Raw genomic sequence first — 19,899 nt, 5'->3', positions numbered from 1 at the left:
CCACATTCCAGTTTTTTTGTGCTACCATCCCCTGAGTTTTGAATTAACGATTTAGCAACGAACGCTCAGCCTCCGACCTTCACGCTTTTCGCGAAGGATTTTTCAGGCTCAAAAAAAATTGTTGATCCCGGCGTCCATGTTCCCGTGTACAGGCGCCAATAGCCGCTGTTCCCAGACGGAATTTCCGTTCTGACCGAACTGCGGACATTTTTTGGTAAGGCATCAATGTCCCTTTCATCTTCTGCTGCAGCTCAAGTCAATCCGTGGATGCGCATCCTCGGCGCTCTGGAAAAGAAAATCAACAGACACTCATACGAAACCTGGCTCAAGCCCACGCGCTTCAGTCACGCGGTTGGCAAGGTAATGTTTGTCCGAGTACCCACTCCGGAGTTCCGCCACATCGGCGACAAGTATGGCGACCTGATCTTTGAAGCAGTCGATAACCTCAAGCTCGAGTTTGAAGATTTTCAGTTTGTTACCGTCGACGAAGATCCATCCGTCGTGGCTCAGCGTCCTCCTTCACAGCCAATTCCGGTTCAATCTGCGGGTCATGTAGGCAACGGAGCAGCCGCAGTCAGGTCCGGAGTCGGAGCGTCACAATCGCGCTTTGATTGGGAAACTGCAGCGCAGCTAAATCCGAAGTACACCTTTGAGGCCTTCGTGATCGGCAGCGGCAATCAGTTCGCACATGCCGCATCGCGCGCTGTTGCTGAGCGTCCGTCGAAGGCCTACAACCCACTCTTCCTGTACGGCGGGGTAGGAATGGGCAAGACCCACTTGATGCAGGCGATCGGGCACGAAGTGAAGAAGCGCATGCCAGAGGCCTCGATCTGCTACGTGTCGAGCGAGAAGTTCACGAACGAGATGATCAACTCGTTGCGCTACGACAAGATGACCAGTTTTCGGGACAAGTTCCGCAATGTCGACCTGCTGCTCATCGACGACATTCAGTTTCTCGCTCAAAAGGAGCGAACGCAGGAAGAGTTCTTCCACACTTTTAACGCGCTGCATGAATCAATGAAGCAGATTGTGATCGCCAGCGATCGTCCGCCGAAGGAGCTGCCCGAGATCGAGGATCGGCTGCGCAGCCGCTTCGAATGGGGCTTGATCGCGGACATTCAGCCGCCCGACCTCGAAACAAAAGTCGCAATTCTGCAGAAGAAGAGCGAGACGGAGCGTGTGCCTCTGCCAACCGACTTGGCACTTTACATCGCTTCCAACGTGCGCACGAATGTGCGCGAGCTCGAAGGCGCGCTGATTCGGCTGATTGCTTATTGCTCTCTTACTGGCGCGGAAGTTACTTTGAGCACTGCGCAGCAAGTGCTGAAGAATTTTATTGATTCGCAGGCGCGCAAGATCAGCATTGATTCTATTCAGAAGGCAGTTGCCGAGCAATTTGGATTGCGCACACCGGAGATCAAGCAGAAAAACAACTCGCGCTCAATCGTCGTACCCCGGCAGATCGCGATGTATCTCGCCAAGCAAATGACCGAAGCCTCGTTGCCGGAGATCGGACGGCAGTTCGGTGGGAAGCATCACACGACGGTGATGCACTCGATCGCCAAAATCGATGAACAGCGGCGAAATGACAAGGATCTGAACCGGCTCATCAACAAGCTCACCGAGACGCTGAACGGTTAATTCGTGGAGACGCAGCATGCTGCGTCTCACCTTTCAAATTCCCAATCCATAACGATCCTTCAAGATCGCCTTATGGTGGAGCTCGTGTCCCGCGATGATGTAAGCGAGTGCGCGCACGCTGACTTCGACGTTGTTGGCAATTCCGGTTCGCTCCCAGGCTTCTGGTTCCAGATTGCGGAAGAACGAAATCGTCGCGCGACGCACTTGCTCGAATTCGCGACCTAGATTGCCCACAGTTCGTTGGTCGAAGCTCCCGTTTTTCACGTAGTCGTCCTGTTCAAATCCAGCCAGCGGCGTGCGGTCGTTACGCGCGATGCGCAGGGCGCGATATGCCATGATGCGTTCGGTGTCGATGAGGTGCCCCAGCACTTCCTTGACGCTCCATTTACCCGGCTCGTACCGAAACATCCCGTGCTGCTCAGAGAGAGTGCGCAGCAGGATCAGAGTCTCAGAGAGTTGCTGATCTAGCGAGACGAGGACGTCTTCTTCTGGGACCAGGGAAATGTATCGCTGGTAGTAAGGATCGTATTCCGATTTCGGCGGACGCACGGCACTGGCAGACATTAGAACCTCCAGATCACTTTCGACTCCGGCTCTGTACTGATGGTATCAAGCCGGGATGAGGCGACATCAGGCATCTATAATCTTCGGCAATGGCTACCGTAGTCTCACCGGACGTTCGCACGAAGTACGAGGCGGTAATCGGGCTGGAAGTGCACGTCCAGCTGCTCACCGTCACGAAAGCATTCTGCGGATGCTCGGCTAAGTTTGGTGCGCCTCCGAATACAAACGTCTGTCCGGTGTGCTTGGGACTACCTGGGGCTTTACCAGTATTGAATCGCAAGGCTGTCGAGTACGCGGTTCGCGCAGCCATGGCGCTGAATTGCGAGATCCGCGAGGTCTCGATCTTCGCGCGCAAGAACTATTTTTATCCTGATCTTCCCAAGGGATACCAGATTTCGCAGTACGACAAGCCGGTGGCTGAGCACGGTTACATCGAGATATCTGCCGGCAATGGAACCGCTAAGCGAATTGGAATCACTCGCCTGCACCTCGAAGAAGATGCCGGCAAAAGCCTGCATGACGGACTTCCCGATTCGGAACATTACACCTATGTCGATCTGAATCGCTCAGGCGTGCCCCTGATCGAGATTGTCAGCGAGCCTGAGATGCGCTCTCCTGACGAAGCCTACGAGTACCTCACGCGCCTGAAGGAGATCATTCTCTATACCGGTGTGAGCGATGGCAACATGGAGGAAGGCTCGCTGCGCTGCGACGCGAACGTCAGTGTGCGTCCACGAGGCGAGCAGATGTTCGGGACCAAGGCTGAGGTGAAGAACGTAAACTCCTTCCGCTTCATCCGTGAGGCGCTCGAGTACGAGATAGAGCGCCAGATCGAGATTGTGGTCTGCGGGGAGAGAGTCCTTCAGGAAACCCGGCTCTACAACCCGGGCGAAGGCAAAACCTACAGCATGCGCTCGAAAGAAGAAGCGCACGACTACCGCTATTTCCCTGAACCAGACCTGATGCCGCTGGTTGTCCATGCGAAGTGGCAGGCACAAATTCGATCAATGCTTCCCGAACTTCCTGAAGCTCGACGTCAGAGGATGATCGCCGAATACGGCATCACCCTTTACGACGCCGGAGTCCTGACGGCAACGCGATCATTGGCCGATCAGTTTGAAGAAGCCGCGCGCTCGGCCAAGAATGCGAAGCGAGTGGCCAATCTCGTACAGAGCGAAATCATGGGCAGGTTGAAGGTACGCGGGCTTGCGATCGAACAGTCGCCCATCACCATGAAAGGTATTGCGATGTCCGCCGATCTGGTGGAGAGCGGCGCAATATCCGGCAAGATGCTGAAGGATTTGTACGACTTGGCCTTCGAGCGCAATCATGATTTTCCTGCCGTCTACGAAACAGAGAAGCCGCAACAGATTACCGATACGGCAGCGATCGAGAAGATGATCGACGAGGTAATCATGGCCAATCCCAAGCAGGTGGAGCAGTATCGTGCCGGAAAGAAGACCGTTGCGGGGTTTTTCGTCGGTCAAGTGATGAAGGCCTCCAAGGGCCAGGCCAATCCCGCGCTGGTGAACGAGATCCTCTCCCGCAAGCTCGAGTAGATTCTTCTGTTGTATTCCGAAGCGAAGCGAGGAATTCCTATCGGCTACTACCATCTTCGTGACTATAGGGATTCCTCACCACAACTTCAGCGGTTCGGGATGACAAAAAGAAAAATCCGAACGATCTCCTAAACGCTCCATTCTTCATTCATGAGACGTAGCATGGGTGGTTTTGAGCGATACATGTCCCGTCCGATGGTCTTGGAACTCACTCAGAGTGAGCCTCGCTGCATGACGGCGAATGCGGTCGCTCAGGAGATCGAAGCCCTGGTGCGCGAGCATTCGCGACTAGTCTTTCGCATCGCCTATTCCGTAGTTCGCAACCATGCCGATGCGGAGGATGTGGTGCAGGAGGTCTTCTTGCGCGTAGCGAAGCACGGAGGAGCCGGTATCACGGACCCGAAGGCCTGGATCTCGCGTATTGCGTGGCGAGCCTCAGTGGACCGCTTTCGCAGACTTGGCCGCCCGGATCAGGAAGAATTCGACGAACGGCTGCACGCGCCGCAAGTCGCTCCACCGGGAACGGAGCAGGGAGCGATCTCGCGACAGACGCTTCAGCTGCTCGATCGAATGATCGCTGCATTGCCCAAAAAGGAACGAGATGCATTGCTGCTCATATCGCTGGAGGAGATGAGCAGCGCTGAAGCGGCCAAGATATTAGGTACGACCGAGACCTCGATCCGAGCGCGGGTATTTCGCGCCCGCCGGCGCCTCGCAGAGAAATTGCAGAGACTAATAGGAACGAAGTATGGACGTTGAGAAGCAAAAGTCTGGATTCGAAGATTTCGATCGCTGGCTCGATATTGCTCTGCGGCAGCGGGTGACTGCGGAGCCTCGAAGCGGTCTCGAAGAACGTGTGCTAGCGAGGCTCGCGGCCCAGCCGACGCAGCGCTTTGGATGGTGGCCAGTATGGGCCACGGCTGCGGGAATCTTTGTGATAGCTATTATTCTCGCGCTGATGTATCCGTACCGGCAGGAGCGGATCACAAATGGGCAGCATCCCGCGGCCGGTTCATCCGGCTCTGGAACTCAGGCTGCACAGTCAATATTTTCTCAATCACGCGACACAACAGCATCATCGGTCCGAAAAAGAATGCTGGCCAAGACTGCGCCGCGATTAGCAGCCGCGCAGCGCCCAAATCTACCTGAACCTGAGCGATTGCCAAAGCTAGCAACATTTCCCGCACCTCGTCCCGAGACCACGCAGGAGCGTCTGCTGGCGCGACTTGCCGCGCAGCCCAACGTTGTCAAGGTCGCAAGCGTTTCGGATGATGGCATGCCGCTGAAGGAGCTCTCGATTCCTGAATTAAAAATCGATCCGATAGAAGGAACTCCGCCGGACAATGTTCGCCGAGATGAACTTGGGAGGAAAGATGCATTACAAGAACGCAAATAAATGCTTGGTTTGCCTGATTATTCTCTTTGCTGCGGACCGGGTTTGCGCACAAGAAACCAAACCGCAACCGTCGACCAACACATACAAGGTCGAGTACGTATTCTCAGAGAACCAGGATGGCAAGCGGGTCAACGCTCGCAGCTATAGCACCCTTGTTCGTGTTCGCGAACGGGGCAGCATCCGCCTGGGAAGCCGGGTACCAGTGGCAGTCGGCACGTTAAAGGAGGGCAGCAGCAGTCAATTTCAGTATATGGATATCGGCGTCAACATCGATTGCCGTATAGGGGACGAATTCGATTCAGGAATCGCTCTGTTCACAAATGCCGAGATAAGCAGTCTTACCGACGCGAATCGTGTCGGCAACCCCGTCGTGCGACAGTCGAAAATTCAAGTGGAGAGTATCGTACCCCTGGGGAAACAGGTTCTTCTCACCAGCGCCGACGAAGTGGAAGGGACCAGGCGCATCCAACTTGAAGTGACAACGACGAAGGTGAAATAGCGCATTCTCGCAGAGACGCAGCATGCTGCGTCTCTAACCGCACTTCTTGGCCCCGACGATTCCTAGTTCGCCCGCTCTGGCTCGCCTACCATCGCCTTCAGCAGCATGTTTACCAACGTCAGCAAAATGGCTCCAATCAGTGCCGAGAAGAAGGATCGAATGAAGAATCCGGGCACTATAGCCGAGGTGATCTCGAGAATGATGGCGTTGATGATGAACCAGAAGAGCCCAAGCGTAAGGATTGTGAACGGAAAAGTGAGGATCTTGAGCACTAGACCAAGGGTTGCATTCAGAAAGCCAAAAATCAGCGCGCCAAGCAAGGCTGCGCCTAGTCCAGTGACGAAAAATCCAGGCACAACATAGGACACGATCAGCAGGCTCAGGGACATCAATAGCCAGCGAACAAGTGCAGGGATCATAGCAAGCGCAGGGCTCGCTCGCGCTAGTAGATTTCTGCTTCGAGGAGATGCAGATCGACGAGCAGCCCGTAGGTTCTCAGCAGGTTATATACCATGAAGCCCTGTAAGAACAGGGGCAGCAGCATCATAAACATGCCATCGCCCATGATGGCGTTCACAGCTATGAAGATAGTTCTGCAAGCGTAGAGTCCGATCGCGAAGAGTAGTGCCTTCAAGTTCAACTTAAACGTGTAGAACCCAAGAATGGAGAACGCCACAAAGACAACCCCGGAGCTGATCGCGATCGGCAAATTGTCTCTGCTGAAATACATTTCGAAAAGCGAGAGAGCGGCAACCGCGAAGAAACGCGCTGAGGCCCGTTGAACCATTCGCGTTACCAGGCTTCGCGAAGCCGATGTATCTACTTTTTTCGCTATGAAGGTTGTTTCGTTGAATACGGTTTCCTTAACCGGCTCTTCAGCCTTAACTCCCTGCACACTCTTACCGAGATAGGTGACATCTTCGACTTGCTTGATTCTGAGTTCGGGCCCCTGATAGATGGTCTCCCGGTCCGGCATGATGAGGTCATGCGCAATTCGGCCGAGCTTAGCAAACATCTCCGGGATCGCCCCTTCGTGAACGGTTACGGTTTGTGGCTTTGGGAGCTGTGCAAGTTCTGCGCTCGTGTAGCGCCGCGTGATGTGTTCGGGAACCTCGCCCACGTGAACGGTTTCTCTGGAAGCGGAGCTCGCCGGCTGCTTCGGCTTGAAGAGCTCTATATCGGGACCGTCGTAGACGGTTTCCTTGACCGGCGCGGAGGTGGAATCGCTGCTCATGGATAGACCAGGGGTCGACCTTCAATAACTTGGTCAGGCCTCTATTTTGAGGGCAAGTGCCGCCGCGATCATCACTAGTAAGGAGCCCAGAGATTACCTTAGTAAGTTCGTGCTAACTTGCGAATTCGCTCCGGTGGCGACTGTAAAAGAAGTAGATTGCCAAACCTACGATTAGCCACGCAAAGAAGCGCAGCCAGGTAAGAATTGGAAGTCCAGCCATGAGCAGGAGACAGAACGCCACGCTGAGGATCGGGGCCACAAGTCCACCTGGAGAGCGAAATCCGCGATGCCGCTCAGGTTCGCGGTAACGCAGAATCAATACTCCAATCGACACTAGAACGAACGCAAAGAGTGTTCCGATATTGGAAAGGTCGGAAGCTGTGCCGATATCCAGTAATCCAGCCGGAAGCCCAACGACAAATCCCGCCACCCAGGTCGAAAATGCTGGCGTCCGAAAGCGAGGATGGACGTTGCTGAAGAGCTTGGGCAGTAACCCGTCGCGGGACATGGAAAACCATACACGGGCTTGCCCCAGCTGAAATACGAGGATGGAAGAGATCATTCCCATCATGGCACCAAACAGCACGACCAATCGAATCCAACGCAGCATGCCACCGCCAGGAATCCAGGAAAGCTTCTTGAGTGCGTTCACTACCGGCGCGGCGTCGTCAATCATTGACTGCCATGGCACAAGTCCGGTAAGCGTGACGGCAACGCCGACATAAAGCAGCGTGCAGATTACGAGTGTAGCGATGATCCCGAACGGTACGTCGCGCTGAGGATTTTTTGCTTCTTCAGCAGCCGTCGAGACAGAATCGAATCCGATGTATGTAAAGAAGATGATCGAGCCGCCGGTCAAGACTCCGGACCATGCATTGGGAAAGAAGGGGTGATAGTGGGACCGATTGACGAAATGCGCGCCGGCGATAATGAATGCCAGGATCGCGGAAATCTTTAGCAGAACCATGACGTTGTTCGTCTCCGCCGACTCGCGGATGCCCCGCACCAAGACAACGGTGATCAGCATCACGATCAGAAACGCCGGGATATTGAACCCCAGGTGCCAGCCCGGGGCATAGATCATGTTGCCCGCTAGGTCGGTTAGACCTCCGGGAAGATACGCTGGACTAATCCATTTCGCGGTGGGATGAATGCCGAACCAGTCGAATAGATCGACGAAATGCGCCGAGAATCCAATGCATACAGCGATGTTGCTGACCGCGTACTCAAGGATCAAGTCCCAGCCGATGATCCAGGCAATCAGCTCTCCGATCGTTGCATACGTATAGGTGTAAGCGCTTCCCGCAATGGGAATCATGGACGCCAGTTCGGCATAGCACAGCGCTGTGAAGGCGCAGACGGTTGCTACCAGAACCAGCGAGAGCGCCAATGCCGGCCCAGCTCCAGGGCGGCCGAACGTGGCGGAGTGTCGGATCAAGTAATCCAGCAACGGAGCGTTCAGGATGGAGGAGGTGTCGAATTTCTGTCCCGCGATCGCAGTGCCGATCACAGTAAAGATGCCGGAACCGATAACCGCGCCGATGCCGAGCGCAGTTAAAGACCAAGGGCCAAGCGTCTTTTTTAGCCGATGCTCCGGCTCCTCGGAGTTTGCGATTAATTTGTCGATGGACTTCTTGGCGAAAAGTTGGCTTGCCAGAGCTAGGCTCCCGGTTTCGGGATAGGAATGCGCTGCATCGATTTCAATGGAAGTTGCTGGATAGGTCAAGGAGAAAGCCCACAGTAATCGCGTGAGCTTTCTTAGAATTTCGACTTGCCAAATCACGCCCAATTCACAGATGTTTTTCGAGCGCCACGAATGTGCCAGATCGGCAAAAACTTCCGCGCGGGGCTCTTCACTGTGAAATCGAAGCAAGATTCAGCGAAAAGCCCGATTATTTCCGAAATAATCACAGAAAATCCGCGAAAAATGCGGTTTTTCCTCTTGACACGGAGAAGCAATTAGTCGCATGGTAACGAGCGGATGTTGCAAAAACCCGCATGGATACAGGCGAAAACGCTTTTCTTCTCCGCTCGTGTGCGATAAGATAACGCTCGATTCGCAATCCAATTTCCCGACTCAACCCCGCTAAGGAGGATTCATGGCATCAGGCATGACCAAGACAGCCCTCGTCCGCAACATGGCCGAGAAACTTGAAATCAACAACAAGCAGGCAGCAGCGTTCCTTCAGCATCTCGCTGATACCGCTATTAAGGAAACCAAGAAGAACGGCGTGTTCGTGATCCCCGGACTTGGCCGCTTGGTGAAGGCCGAGCGCAAGGCACGCATGGGCCGCAACCCCCAGACGGGCGAACCAATCAAGATCAAGGCCAAGACCGTCGTGAAGTTCCGCGTCGCCAAGGCTGCGAAGGACTCCATCGCTCCGAAGAAGGGCTAGTTCGAGTCTAGGAAAATGCGAAGGCCGGCATCATGCCGGCCTTTTCGTTTGTGTGTTGTTGTCATTCCGAGCCGCTGTTTTTGCGGTTGGGAATCCCTACAATCGCCCGTGCTGGCGCATCATCGATTCAGACAGCCGGGAATCAACACCTATTCGTGGCCGCTCAAGTATCATGGATCTATAGGGATTCCTTTCTCCGCGAATGTCCGCGGCGGCGGACATTACGCTCCGTTCGGAATGGCAAAGAAGGCTAATGGATCGTCAGTACATCCGAAATTTCGCAATCATCGCGCATATTGACCACGGAAAATCCACGCTCTCCGACCGCCTGCTTGAGCTCACCGGTGCGCTCAGCGAGCGTGAAATGCAGGCCCAGGTGCTGGACGCGATGGACCTTGAGCGCGAGCGTGGAATCACCATCAAGGCGCATGCCGTCCGCATGATGTACACCGCCACAGACGGCCAGCAGTATCAGCTCAATCTGATCGATACTCCTGGCCACGTAGATTTCAGCTATGAAGTTTCGCGCTCACTCGCTTCGTGCGAGGGAGCTCTGCTGATTGTCGATGCCTCGCAGGGGGTGGAGGCGCAGACTTTGGCCAATGCATATTTGGCCATTCACAACGGCCTCGACATCATTCCTGTCATTAACAAGATCGATCTTCCAAGCGCGGATATCCCGCGCGCCAAGGAGATGATTGAACATGCCGTCGGGCTTGACGCCACGGAGGCGCTGCTGGTCAGCGCGAAGACCGGCGAAGGTGTTCCCGATGTTCTCGAAGCCATTGTGAAGCGACTGCCGCCGCCGAAAGGACCGGCCGATGCTCCTCTCCAAGGACTGATCTTCGATTCGTGGTTCGATCCGTATCGCGGCGTCATCGTTCTCACGCGAATTGTGGCGGGCACATTGCGTAAAGGCATGAAGATCCGTCTCTGGTCAAACGGCGAAGTCTTCGATGTGGAGCAGTTGGGCGTGCTCACGCCTAAGCCAGTTGAGATCGAGCAGCTCGAAGCTGGGGAAGTCGGTTTCCTGATGGCAAATATCAAGAATGTGTCACACGCGAAGATCGGTGACACCATCACCGAGGATGCCCATCCGGCAATCGAGGCTTTGCCTGGATTCGAAGAGCTCAAGCCGATGGTTTTCGCAGGTCTTTATACGGTCGATGCTCACGAACACACGCTGCTCCGCGATGCGCTTGAAAAGCTACGGCTGAATGATTCTTCATTCTTCTTCGAGCCCGAGAGCTCTGCCGCGCTCGGCTTCGGATTCCGCTGCGGATTTCTTGGCTTGCTCCATATGGAAATTATCCAGGAGCGCCTCGAGCGCGAATTCAATCTGAATCTTATTACCACTGCTCCGAGTGTGCGCTATCGCGTCACCAAAAGCGATGGGACCGTGATTGACGTTGATAATCCATCGAAGTGGATTTCCCAAAGTGAGATTGGCAAAGTCGAAGAGCCGGTGATCACCGCCATGATTATGACCAACGAAGAGTACGTTGGCGGAATTCTCAAGCTCGTCGAGGAGAAGCGCGGGAAGCAAAAGAACTTCGAGTATGTAAGCTCGAATCGCGTAATGCTGACGTATGAGCTGCCGCTGAACGAGATCGTGCTCGATTTCTATGATCGTCTGAAGTCGGTTTCTCGCGGGTATGCCTCTCTCGATTACCATCTCTCCGGTCTCTGGGAGTCGCCGATGGTGAAGCTGGACATTCTGGTTTCCGGCGATCCTGTCGATGCGCTCTCGATCATCGTGCATCGGGATAGTGCATACGAGCGAGGACGGACCCTCGCGGCGAAGATGAAAGAGCTGATCCCCAGGCAGATGTTTGAAGTCGCGATTCAAGCGGCGATCGGCGGCAAGGTCATTGCGCGCGAAACCGTTCCTGCGATGCGCAAGAACGTACTGGCCAAATGCTACGGTGGCGACATCACGCGAAAACGGAAACTGCTCGAGAAACAAAAAGAAGGCAAGAAGCGCATGAAGCGGATCGGTCGGGTGGACATTCCTCAGGAAGCGTTTTTGGCTGTGTTGAAGGTTGGAGAGTAGTGGCAAATATGGATCTTGTGGCACAGGCGCCCTCGCCTGTGTTGAGTTTGAGCAGAGCCACAGCCGAGGGCGGCTGTGCCACGGTGCTATCAGGGGCTGTAAAGAGAATGGTTCGTCTCCTCCTGTTCTGCGCCGTTTCGTTGCCACTTACCGGCCAAACACAAAGCACAGCTTTCCTCAGCTGCTGGGAAGGCAAGGACCGCGGCAATTTCCAATCGCGTCGTGCCAAGACAGGGACCGCGAAATCGAGCGGAGGCTTTGCTTACGCTGAGACGATCGCCGAAGCCACCAAAGACATGGGTGATGCGCAGTTCTGCAAGAACAAAGTGCAGCTCTTCTATTCCAAAGACGGAAAAGACTACAGAGTCATATATGAAAAAACCGGGCTCGAAGATCAAGGCGTGGGCATACGAGTCGTTGGCTGGTCGCACGCGGGGAGTCAGCTCCTGGCTGAGGTTGGCGTCTGGGGATACGACCGGGACATGGACGTCGTAAAGTCAGCCCTCGCGCTTGATTCCGCAACCGGCCAAGTACGCGAGCTGCCATTAAGCGATGCATTCGAGCGTGTTCTGGGAAAAGACTGCGAGTACGATTCTTCGGTAGTTGGATGGTCAAGCGATGATAGCGTTCTTGTTCGTGTCGCCAAGACGCCCGCAACCACCCGCTACAATCAAACTTTTTGCGTCGACAAGCCAACGGTGTACGCGTTTAACCTGCAGAGCGGAAATCTGCAGCGTAGCGGACCGTAGCCACCGTCGCCGATCAGGGTTCGCCGTCACTCTCAATCCAGATCTGACTGCCCTGCTCCCCAACGCTTAAGATATCCTCAACATCTGTTTTTCTATGAGCGCGGAACCTCTCCTTGTTGTGATACTCGGCTCAACAGCGAGCGGCAAGACAGCCCTGTCGCTTAAGCTGGCCGAGCAATTCGGAGGTGAGATCGTAAGCTGCGATTCAGTCGCGGTATATCGCGAGCTGGAGATCGGCACGGCGAAGCCAACGCAGGCGGAGCGGTCGCGGGTTCGTCATCATTTGATCGATGTTGCCTCACCCGCTGAAGAGTTCAGTGCCGGTGACTACTCACGTCTGGCGCGGAAAGCGGTCACCGCGATCCGCGATCGTGGGTGCTTGCCCATTGTCGTTGGCGGTACCGGGCTGTACTTGCGCGCGCTGCTCGAAGGTCTTTTTGAAGGCCCTACTCGCTCCGAGCAGCTCCGCATTCGCCTACGTCGGAGCGCCGATCAGCGGACGATCGAACATTTGCACCGCATTCTTTCTCGGTTAGATCCCGAAGCTGCGGCCAGAATTCATCCGAACGATACGCCCAAACTCATTCGTGCCATCGAAGTTTGTCTGCTGGCAGGCGAGCGACTCACTGTAATGTGGGACAAGGGACGCGACCCGCTAACAGGTTTCCGCATCCTGCGCATAGGACTGGAACCCGACCGCAATGCTCTCTACGAACACATCAATGCCCGTTGCACAGCGATGTTCGAAGCCGGCCTTATCGACGAAACGCGACGTTTGCTGACGGCCTACCGGACAGTGGACACTGCAAATGATTCTGATCCGCGACCGATTGCGCGTCCGCTCAGATCACTCGGCTATCGCCAGGCAATGCAGCATCTCCGGGGCGAGATTTCAGCAGAGCTGGCTCTACTCGCCGCTCAACAGGCTCATCGCAATTATGCCAAGCGCCAGCTCACCTGGTTCAGCCGGGAGCCGGATGTGAGTTGGTTTCCCTCGTTTGGAGACGATCCAGAAGTCCAGCGCGAAGTAGGAAAGATAGTGGCACGTGAGATGGAGCTATCGAGTGAGCAGCCGCCGAGAGTCACTTCGGAATCAACTATAACTTCGCTAACGAGCACCAGCTCCACCGAGAAGCTAAAGATCTTCTAGGTTCCGTCCGGCGAGCTCCGAAACGCTTCCATTCCGACTTTTTTTCGAGAATTTCTCTGTTATCTTCCCTGCATGCTGAATTTCAGGCCTTTAGCAGTTGTCCTCCTTCTCTTACTCGTCATTCCTGCTTTTGCAAAGGACGAGAAGTTTTCTAAAGCTGGTCCGGTTCAACTTACGTCTGACGGCAATAAGTGGGCGGAAAAGACCCTCAAAAAGATGTCGCTCGAAGAAAAGATCGGGCAGATGATCCAGATCCGCGCGTACGCGGATTTTCTCAATGTGGAAAGCGATGCATATCGGCAAGTCAGTGATGCGATCAAGAAATATCACCTAGGCTCGATCATTCTGACGGTGCGTGTTTCTGACGGGCTCCTCATAAAGGACTTGCCTTACGAAGCCGGGGCCGTGACGAACCTTTTTCAGAAGGAATCGAAGCTGCCACTGCTCGTCGCAGCAGATTTTGAACGTGGCCTTTCGATGCGACTGAATGAAACTCCCGCGTTTCCTCATGCGATGGCTTTTGGAGCCACGCAAAATCCGTCCCTGGAGGAAAAGTTTGCCGCCATTACTGCCCAGGAGTCGCGAGCCATCGGTGTGCACTGGAATTTCTTTCCTGTCGCCGATGTAAATATCAATCCGAAGAACCCGATCATCAACACGCGTTCGTTTGGCGAAGATCCGCAGGCCGTCGCAGCGATGGTAGCGGCCTACATCAAGGGATCGCGTCAGAATGGAATGCTGAGCACGGCCAAGCACTTTCCGGGACACGGGGACACTGCTACCGATTCCCATCTCGGGGTGGCTATGGTCTCGGGAGACACCCGGCGGCTTGAGTCTGTCGAGCTGCCGCCGTTCCAGAAAGCAGTGGAGGCCGGCGTGGACTCGATCATGGTAGCGCACGTCACTATTCCCGCTTTGGAGCCCGATGCAGACAAGGTGGCAACGACTTCAGGGAAAATTGTGACTGACCTGCTCAAGAACAAGATGCACTTTCGAGGCCTAGTCGTTACCGATGCCCTCGAAATGCATGGTTTGACTCGCCTTTATCCTGAGGACGGTCCCAATCCCGCAGGACGCGCCGCAGTGGATGCTGTGAGGGCGGGCAACGATATGGTTCTGCTGCCGTCGGATCTCGATGGCGCCTTCAACGGGCTTGTCGAAGCGGTCAAGAATAAAGAAATTTCGCAACAGCAAATTGATGCATCGGTGCTCAAGATTTTGCGTGCCAAAGCATCGCTCGGCCTGCATAAGGCACGCCTCGTCGATTTGGAGAATGTCTCGCGTCTCGTGAGCCGACCGGAGAGCATCGATTTCGCGCAGCAGGTCGCCGACTCGGCCGCAACTCTCGTCCGCGACAATGGACAGGTTCTCCCTTTACCTCTCTCAGCACAGCGTCTTACCGGAACCTACACCTCATCGAATGCGTATCGCTCTTCGGGTACCGGAGCGCCGGTAGTGGCAGTGATTATGACTGATGATGTTCGCAGTGAATACGGCCGCGTCTTTGAACTCGAGCTGCGTCGTCGAGCGAAGGCCAAGGTTTATCTCATAGATGGTGCCATCGCAGCAGGCATGACGCCGGAAATTCTCGATGCCGTCAAGCAAGCAGAGAAGGTCGTGGTTGCGGCTTACGTCGTTCCAACAGCAGCTAAGCAGACGGTCGTCAACGGACTACTGACAAACACCGTCGGTCTGAGCGATGCAACAGGAAATCTCATGCGGCAGTTACTTCAAGCAGCAGCGCCAAAGACTGCGGTGATTGCGATGGGAAATCCGTACCTGGCATCGAACTTTCCCGATGTGCAGACGTATATATGCACGTACTCGAACGCGCCTACTTCGGAACGAAGTGCAGTGAAGCTGCTGTTCGGCGAGATGCAACTCAAGGGCAAGCTCCCGGTCAGTCTGCCCGGCATCGCTGATCGCGGTTTCGGTTTGGAACTCAAGCCGCAGGAACTGCGCGTTGCTTCGGTGCCAGTGAAACCTACATCAGGAGCAGCTCAAATCGAATGAAATCGCGCATACTTCCATTCGCAAGTTTTGCGCTGTTAGGCGCCGCTCTGGCGCTAACGGCTTGTGTAAACGTAAAGAAGAGCGATAACGGCGACAACGTTGATGTCAAGACGCCTTTCGGCTCTGTTAGCGTCCGCACCGATCAGGTGAAGCCGGAGGAGACTGGGCTGAGCGTCTACCCAGGCTCTCATCTCGTTCCGAAGCGCGGCCATGACCACGATCAGGCGAACGTGAACATCGCAAGTCCCTGGGGACAGCTGAAGGTCATCGCGCTCAACTATCACTCCGATGATTCACCCGATAAGGTGCTCGACTGGTACCGCAAAGATCTGCAGCAGAAATACGGAAAGTTCCTCGAGTGCAAGGGCGGAGACGTTTCCCTGCACGGCCGCCACGAAGGTGACGGTAACCAGCTCACCTGTGGTAGTAGCGAACGCAGCAACGGCAAAGACTTCACGTACTCTTCGGGCGACAGAAATACTCTCGAGCTGAAAACCGGAACCAACGACAAGCAGCACATCGTCGCAGTGAAACCTGAAGAGGGAGGAAGCAACATCGCGCTCGTATACGTGCAGAAGCACGGGGAGAGGGATTCGATCTAATGTAGAGGCGCAGCATGCTATGTCTTTGCTATACCCTCCACCCCCAGGAGTATGGATTTCCTAGCCGTATAGGTAAGACGCAGCAGGCTACGTTCTCTACCGGAGCTCCGCTTGCGCAGTCCCAACTTACTGATTTAAGTTCGACAGGTGGAACAAACCTGCCATCGCTGCCACGCCGTGCTGAGTCCTGACACCGCTTTTTGCAGCCAATGCGGCGCCCCTCAGGTTCGTGTTCCGGAAACGGCGACTCCCTCTTCTACAGCCAATAATCCTGGTTTGACAACTCCCGATTTGCTCGCCCAGGGTCCCAGTTCTTTGGTTAACTGGAGACATGCTCTACCGTCTGCCAGTACTGCCGGACTGGTGATGGCAATAGCCTCGACGCTGCCGGTGGTGAGTGTGCTGTTCCCGTTATGGATGCTCGGCGGCGGATGGCTGGCCGTCACCCTCTACCGACGACGCTCGCCAATGCTTTCGCTGTCTTCGGGCATCGGCGGAAAGATCGGCGCTCTCGCCGGACTTCTGGGATTTCTCTTCTTCGCGGTATTTACCTCGTCTTATCTCGCTATCGAAACCTTAGTCATGCATCAGGGAGAGCAGATTCGGTCGGCGTTGCGCAGCGCGCTCGACCAGGCGGCGGCAAATAATCCTCAGACGCAGGCGATCTCCCAGTGGATGCAGACTCCCGAAGGACTCGCCGTGCTGGTGGTGTTCGGAATGTTTCTGTTTCTGATCGCATTCCTGTTGCTCTCAACTGCGGGTGGCATATTTGCCGCATCTCTCGGTCGGCGGCGGCTTCGGTAATTCCTGTCCTTGGGTTTTAGGGAGGGGCACGGATTTCACCCGTGCCGTTCGGGTGAAACTCGTTTTTATTCCGGATAGCTCCGTGCCTTTCCCTCAAGCGGTGGACTTCAGGTTCGTAGTCAGGTAGCGCAATTGGTCGGAACGATGTTAGAAATGTTCTTTCTAATTCGCGAAGGTGACTATCCCCCAAGCCATGCCGATCCAAGATCGAGTTGCCGCCGCCCGACGTGTTGATGAAGTCCTGCGCAACACCATTCAGCAGGCTGGATTTCGCTTGAAGTACCGCATTAGCGCAAATCCTCCTGTCAACACAGAGCTTGGGGAGAGCCCGGAGATTGTGGTTGAGTTTGCTGGTCCTGATAGCCCGTTGCTCTTGGAACGTAACGGAGAACTCTTGCGCGCGCTCGAACATGTTTCATTAAAGGTCCTGCGGCTAGAATCGGAGGAGCACGACAAGCTCAGCTTTGACTGCATGAGTTTCAAGACGCTGCGAGCGCAGGAGTTGAAGCTGGCAGCCGAAGTCGCAGCCGAACGCGTACGCAAGACCGGCCAGCCGTATCAATTTGCGCCAATGTCTGCTCGCGAACGCCGCATGCTCCACCTCGCCATGCGGGACCACGCCGACCTGCGCACTGAAAGCTCCGGAGTGGCTGAAAGACGCTTCGTTGTGGTTTATCCGCGAGATTACAAAGGCGCCGTTCCGGCTCCGATGCAGACCGGCAGACGAAGATAGGATAAAGTTGTACGGCGGCAGTGGAGGTCTTCATGCTGCGATCAATCATCATCCTTGCTTTGTCTCTTTCCTCATGCCTCATTGCCGCGGGGCAAATACAGGTTTCCGACCCAAACCCGGTTGTTCACAAGCTTAGTCTTAGCAACGTCTACAGTGTGTCTCCAGCGGAGCAGCAGCGCATTGTTGGCGTGGTTTTAAATGGAATTGGAACTGTGTTTCATCAGAAAGACAGTGAGTTCTTCGATGAGATTGCCGAACGAATCCGTTTTGAATTTCAAACCCTCGGTTATTTCAAAGTGTTCGTGAACAAACCCTTGGTTAAGGCTATTGGCAAAGATGGCGAGCGGGAGGTTGTGGACGTCGACGTAAGAGTTGACGAGGGCGCGCAATACAGGTTGAAAAAGATTCAATTGAAGAATGGCTCGGCATTTCCTTTAACGGAATTGCGAGCGGCATTTCCAATTGCTGACGCGGATATTTTCGATCGAGCAAAGATTGCAAGAGGTCTTGAAACCTTGCGTCAGCTGTATGCAGGCAAAGGTTTCGTGAATTTTTCAGCAGTACCGGAAACAATGGTTGATGAAGATGCTCACACAATTTCGCTGTCCCTCGACTTGGACGAAGGCGAGATCTTCTACCTGGGTACGCTAACAGTTCTTGGCGTCGAATCAGAGCCGGGAGCGCGTGCCAAGCTGCTGACGATGTGGAACTCCTATCAGGGGAAAATCTACGATTACAGGCTGCTGCCGCTGTTTTTAAAGGATGTCGGTGCTCGTCCAGAGGTGAAACCGGAGCAGATATTTAAGATTTCTCCAGACGCCAAGGCCAAAGTCGTAAACGTTTCTATGACGCTGGCAAAACCGCCAGTCTTTTAAAGAGCTTACGCTCTCTAATCCCACAGAACTACTCTTAACCGAAAACCGGGCCGCCGAGTGCCGAAGGCCGGCTTTGTTTTACACTTAAAGTATAGGAGAAGCACAAGAAGTGGCGATTTACCTCCCTGGAACTCAGGAAGAGCAGGAACTCGCGCTCGACGAACTCACGCCGCGCGAGATCGTTTCCGAACTCGATAAGTACGTTGTGGGCCAGAACGCCGCCAAGCGCGCCGTGGCCATTGCGCTGCGCAACCGCATGCGCCGGCAGAAGCTCTCGCCCGAACTGGCGGAAGAGATCATGCCGAAGAACATCATCATGATTGGCCCCACGGGAGTGGGCAAGACTGAGATCGCCCGCCGCCTCGCGCGTCTCGCGAACTCTCCATTCCTGAAAGTCGAGGCTTCGAAATTCACCGAAGTTGGATACGTCGGCCGTGACGTGGAATCCATCGTCCGCGACCTGGCTGAAATTGCAATCGACATGGTTCGCGAAGAGCGCCTCGAGGAAGTCGAGGATAAGGCTGAGGTCAATGCTGAGGAGCGTCTTTTGGATCTGCTGTTACCGCCTACAGCATCCTCCCCAGCGACTGCCGGTCTTGCCTTGGGAACAGGCGACGGCGACTCTCAATCGCGTACCCGCGAGAAACTTCGCCAGCAGCTTCGCGAAGGCAAGCTCGACGATCGGACAGTCGAGCTTGATGTCCGCGAACGCTCAATGCCCGCCTTTGAGATCATCTCCAACCAGGGCGTGGAGGAGATGGACATCAACATCAAAGACATGCTGCCCAACATCTTCGGCCAACGCACCAAGAAGCGGAAGATGAAGGTCAGCGAAGCCTTCGAATACCTGATTCAGGAAGAAGAACAGCGCCTGATCGATATGGATCTGGTCACCCGCACTGCGGTCGAGCGCGTGGAGCAGTCGGGCATTGTCTTTCTTGATGAGATCGATAAAATCGCAGGCCGCGAAGGCGGCCATGGCCCTGATGTTTCGCGCGAAGGCGTGCAGCGTGACATCCTTCCGATCGTGGAAGGCACCACAGTCAACACTCGGTATGGCATGGTACGCACCGACCATATTCTTTTCATCGCAGCTGGAGCCTTCCACGTTTCCAAGCCGAGCGATCTGATTCCGGAGCTGCAAGGGCGTTTCCCGATTCGGGTCGAGCTGCAGTCCCTGACGATTGAAGATTTCATTAAGATTCTGACCGAGCCGAAGTCGTCGCTGGTGAAGCAGTACACAGCGCTACTGGAAACCGAAGGCCTGAAGCTGGAGTTCACGCGCGACGCCCTTGACGAAGTTGCCCACTTTGCCTTCAGGGTCAACGAATCCACGGAAAACATCGGCGCCCGTCGGCTGCATACCATTATGGAACGCGTGCTCGATGAGATCAGCTTCGCCGCGCCGGAGATGGCAAAGGAAAAGAAAGACAAAGTTCTGGTAGACGCAGATTACGTGAAGAAGATGGTGGCCGACATCGCCAAGGATCAGGATCTCTCGCGCTACATTCTGTAGGCGCTACAGTACGAACCGCTTCGTCTCAGATACTCTCATTCCGAAGCGCGTGGTTTTACCGTGAGGAATCTGCTGTTTCTCTGGCGTCGCGGCGATACGAACCGAGGCTTCGTTA

Annotated in this window: 19 protein-coding genes; 15 read left to right on the top strand and 4 right to left on the bottom strand. The window is 54.9% G+C overall.

Annotated features, from left to right (window positions below):
• Window positions 1–225 precede the first annotated feature (225 nt).
• Window positions 226–1,641: a chromosomal replication initiator protein DnaA gene (locus DMG62_03085; protein ID PYY24562.1), complete on the top strand. Its 1,416-nt coding sequence runs from the start codon at window positions 226–228 to the stop codon at window positions 1,639–1,641.
• A 33-nt stretch (window positions 1,642–1,674) separates the two neighbouring features.
• Here DMG62_03085 and DMG62_03080 read toward each other — a convergent pair whose 3' ends face one another.
• Window positions 1,675–2,205: a DinB family protein gene (locus DMG62_03080; GenBank protein ID PYY24561.1), complete on the bottom strand. Its 531-nt coding sequence runs from the start codon at window positions 2,203–2,205 to the stop codon at window positions 1,675–1,677.
• Window positions 2,206–2,294: 89 nt separating this feature from the next.
• Here DMG62_03080 and DMG62_03075 point away from each other — a divergent pair, with 89 nt between their 5' ends.
• The 4 genes from DMG62_03075 to DMG62_03060 all read left to right on the top strand — a co-directional run bounded on the left by DMG62_03075 (window position 2,295) and on the right by DMG62_03060 (window position 5,659).
• Window positions 2,295–3,764, top strand: a complete 1,470-nt coding sequence (locus DMG62_03075) for an Asp-tRNA(Asn)/Glu-tRNA(Gln) amidotransferase GatCAB subunit B (GenBank protein ID PYY24560.1) — start codon at window positions 2,295–2,297, stop codon at window positions 3,762–3,764.
• A 150-nt stretch (window positions 3,765–3,914) separates the two neighbouring features.
• Window positions 3,915–4,523, top strand: a complete 609-nt coding sequence (locus tag DMG62_03070; protein PYY24559.1) for a sigma-70 family RNA polymerase sigma factor — start codon at window positions 3,915–3,917, stop codon at window positions 4,521–4,523.
• A complete protein-coding gene (locus tag DMG62_03065) occupies window positions 4,513–5,160 on the top strand; it encodes a hypothetical protein (GenBank protein PYY24558.1) in 648 nt (215 codons plus the stop codon). The genes DMG62_03070 and DMG62_03065 overlap by 11 nt, the downstream gene beginning before the upstream one ends.
• Window positions 5,138–5,659: a hypothetical protein gene (locus tag DMG62_03060; protein PYY24557.1), complete on the top strand. Its 522-nt coding sequence runs from the start codon at window positions 5,138–5,140 to the stop codon at window positions 5,657–5,659. Before DMG62_03065 ends, DMG62_03060 begins: the two co-directional genes overlap by 23 nt.
• 62 nt (window positions 5,660–5,721) lie before the next feature.
• On the opposite strand, the gene DMG62_03055 is transcribed toward DMG62_03060, so the two are convergent.
• The 3 genes from DMG62_03055 to DMG62_03045 form a co-directional block, all read right to left on the bottom strand.
• Window positions 5,722–6,078 carry a hypothetical protein gene (locus DMG62_03055; GenBank protein PYY24556.1) on the bottom strand — a complete coding sequence of 119 codons (357 nt, stop codon included), beginning with the start codon at window positions 6,076–6,078 and terminating at the stop codon, window positions 5,722–5,724.
• Window positions 6,079–6,101: 23 nt separating this feature from the next.
• A complete protein-coding gene (locus tag DMG62_03050; GenBank protein ID PYY24555.1) occupies window positions 6,102–6,893 on the bottom strand; it encodes a hypothetical protein in 792 nt (263 codons plus the stop codon).
• A 112-nt stretch (window positions 6,894–7,005) separates the two neighbouring features.
• On the bottom strand, window positions 7,006–8,550 hold the full coding sequence (locus DMG62_03045; protein ID PYY24605.1) for an amino acid permease: 1,545 nt from the start codon (window positions 8,548–8,550) through the stop codon (window positions 7,006–7,008).
• A gap of 442 nt (window positions 8,551–8,992) precedes the next feature.
• Here DMG62_03045 and DMG62_03040 point away from each other — a divergent pair, with 442 nt between their 5' ends.
• From DMG62_03040 to DMG62_02995, 10 genes are all read left to right on the top strand, one after another.
• Entirely contained in the window at window positions 8,993–9,289 is a 297-nt protein-coding gene (locus DMG62_03040) for a DNA-binding protein (protein PYY24554.1), read from the top strand.
• A 253-nt stretch (window positions 9,290–9,542) separates the two neighbouring features.
• Window positions 9,543–11,342: an elongation factor 4 gene (locus tag DMG62_03035; protein PYY24553.1), complete on the top strand. Its 1,800-nt coding sequence runs from the start codon at window positions 9,543–9,545 to the stop codon at window positions 11,340–11,342.
• A gap of 8 nt (window positions 11,343–11,350) precedes the next feature.
• A complete protein-coding gene (locus tag DMG62_03030) occupies window positions 11,351–12,091 on the top strand; it encodes a hypothetical protein (GenBank protein PYY24552.1) in 741 nt (246 codons plus the stop codon).
• A gap of 94 nt (window positions 12,092–12,185) precedes the next feature.
• Window positions 12,186–13,241 (top strand): tRNA (adenosine(37)-N6)-dimethylallyltransferase MiaA, encoded by a 1,056-nt coding sequence (locus DMG62_03025; GenBank protein ID PYY24551.1) that lies wholly within the window; start codon window positions 12,186–12,188, stop codon window positions 13,239–13,241.
• 72 nt (window positions 13,242–13,313) lie between these two features.
• On the top strand, window positions 13,314–15,254 hold the full coding sequence (locus DMG62_03020; protein PYY24550.1) for a hypothetical protein: 1,941 nt from the start codon (window positions 13,314–13,316) through the stop codon (window positions 15,252–15,254).
• A complete protein-coding gene (locus DMG62_03015; protein ID PYY24549.1) occupies window positions 15,251–15,856 on the top strand; it encodes a hypothetical protein in 606 nt (201 codons plus the stop codon). The genes DMG62_03020 and DMG62_03015 overlap by 4 nt, the downstream gene beginning before the upstream one ends.
• 363 nt (window positions 15,857–16,219) lie before the next feature.
• Window positions 16,220–16,660, top strand: coding sequence for a hypothetical protein (locus DMG62_03010; GenBank protein PYY24548.1), 441 nt, complete (start codon window positions 16,220–16,222; stop codon window positions 16,658–16,660).
• Between the two features lie 193 nt (window positions 16,661–16,853).
• Window positions 16,854–17,393: a single-stranded DNA-binding protein gene (locus DMG62_03005; GenBank protein PYY24547.1), complete on the top strand. Its 540-nt coding sequence runs from the start codon at window positions 16,854–16,856 to the stop codon at window positions 17,391–17,393.
• A 32-nt stretch (window positions 17,394–17,425) separates the two neighbouring features.
• Entirely contained in the window at window positions 17,426–18,268 is an 843-nt protein-coding gene (locus DMG62_03000; GenBank protein ID PYY24546.1) for a hypothetical protein, read from the top strand.
• A 109-nt stretch (window positions 18,269–18,377) separates the two neighbouring features.
• The gene (locus DMG62_02995; GenBank protein ID PYY24545.1) at window positions 18,378–19,784 is read left to right on the top strand and encodes an HslU--HslV peptidase ATPase subunit; all 1,407 of its coding nucleotides are present in this window, start codon (window positions 18,378–18,380) and stop codon (window positions 19,782–19,784) included.
• Window positions 19,785–19,899: the final 115 nt, after the last annotated feature.

It is taken from the genome of Acidobacteriota bacterium, from assembly GCA_003225175.1.
Lineage (GTDB): Bacteria > Acidobacteriota > Terriglobia > Terriglobales > Acidobacteriaceae > Gp1-AA112.
Note: the sequence above shows the minus strand (reverse complement) of the source record. Positions and strands in the feature narration are given on the sequence as shown.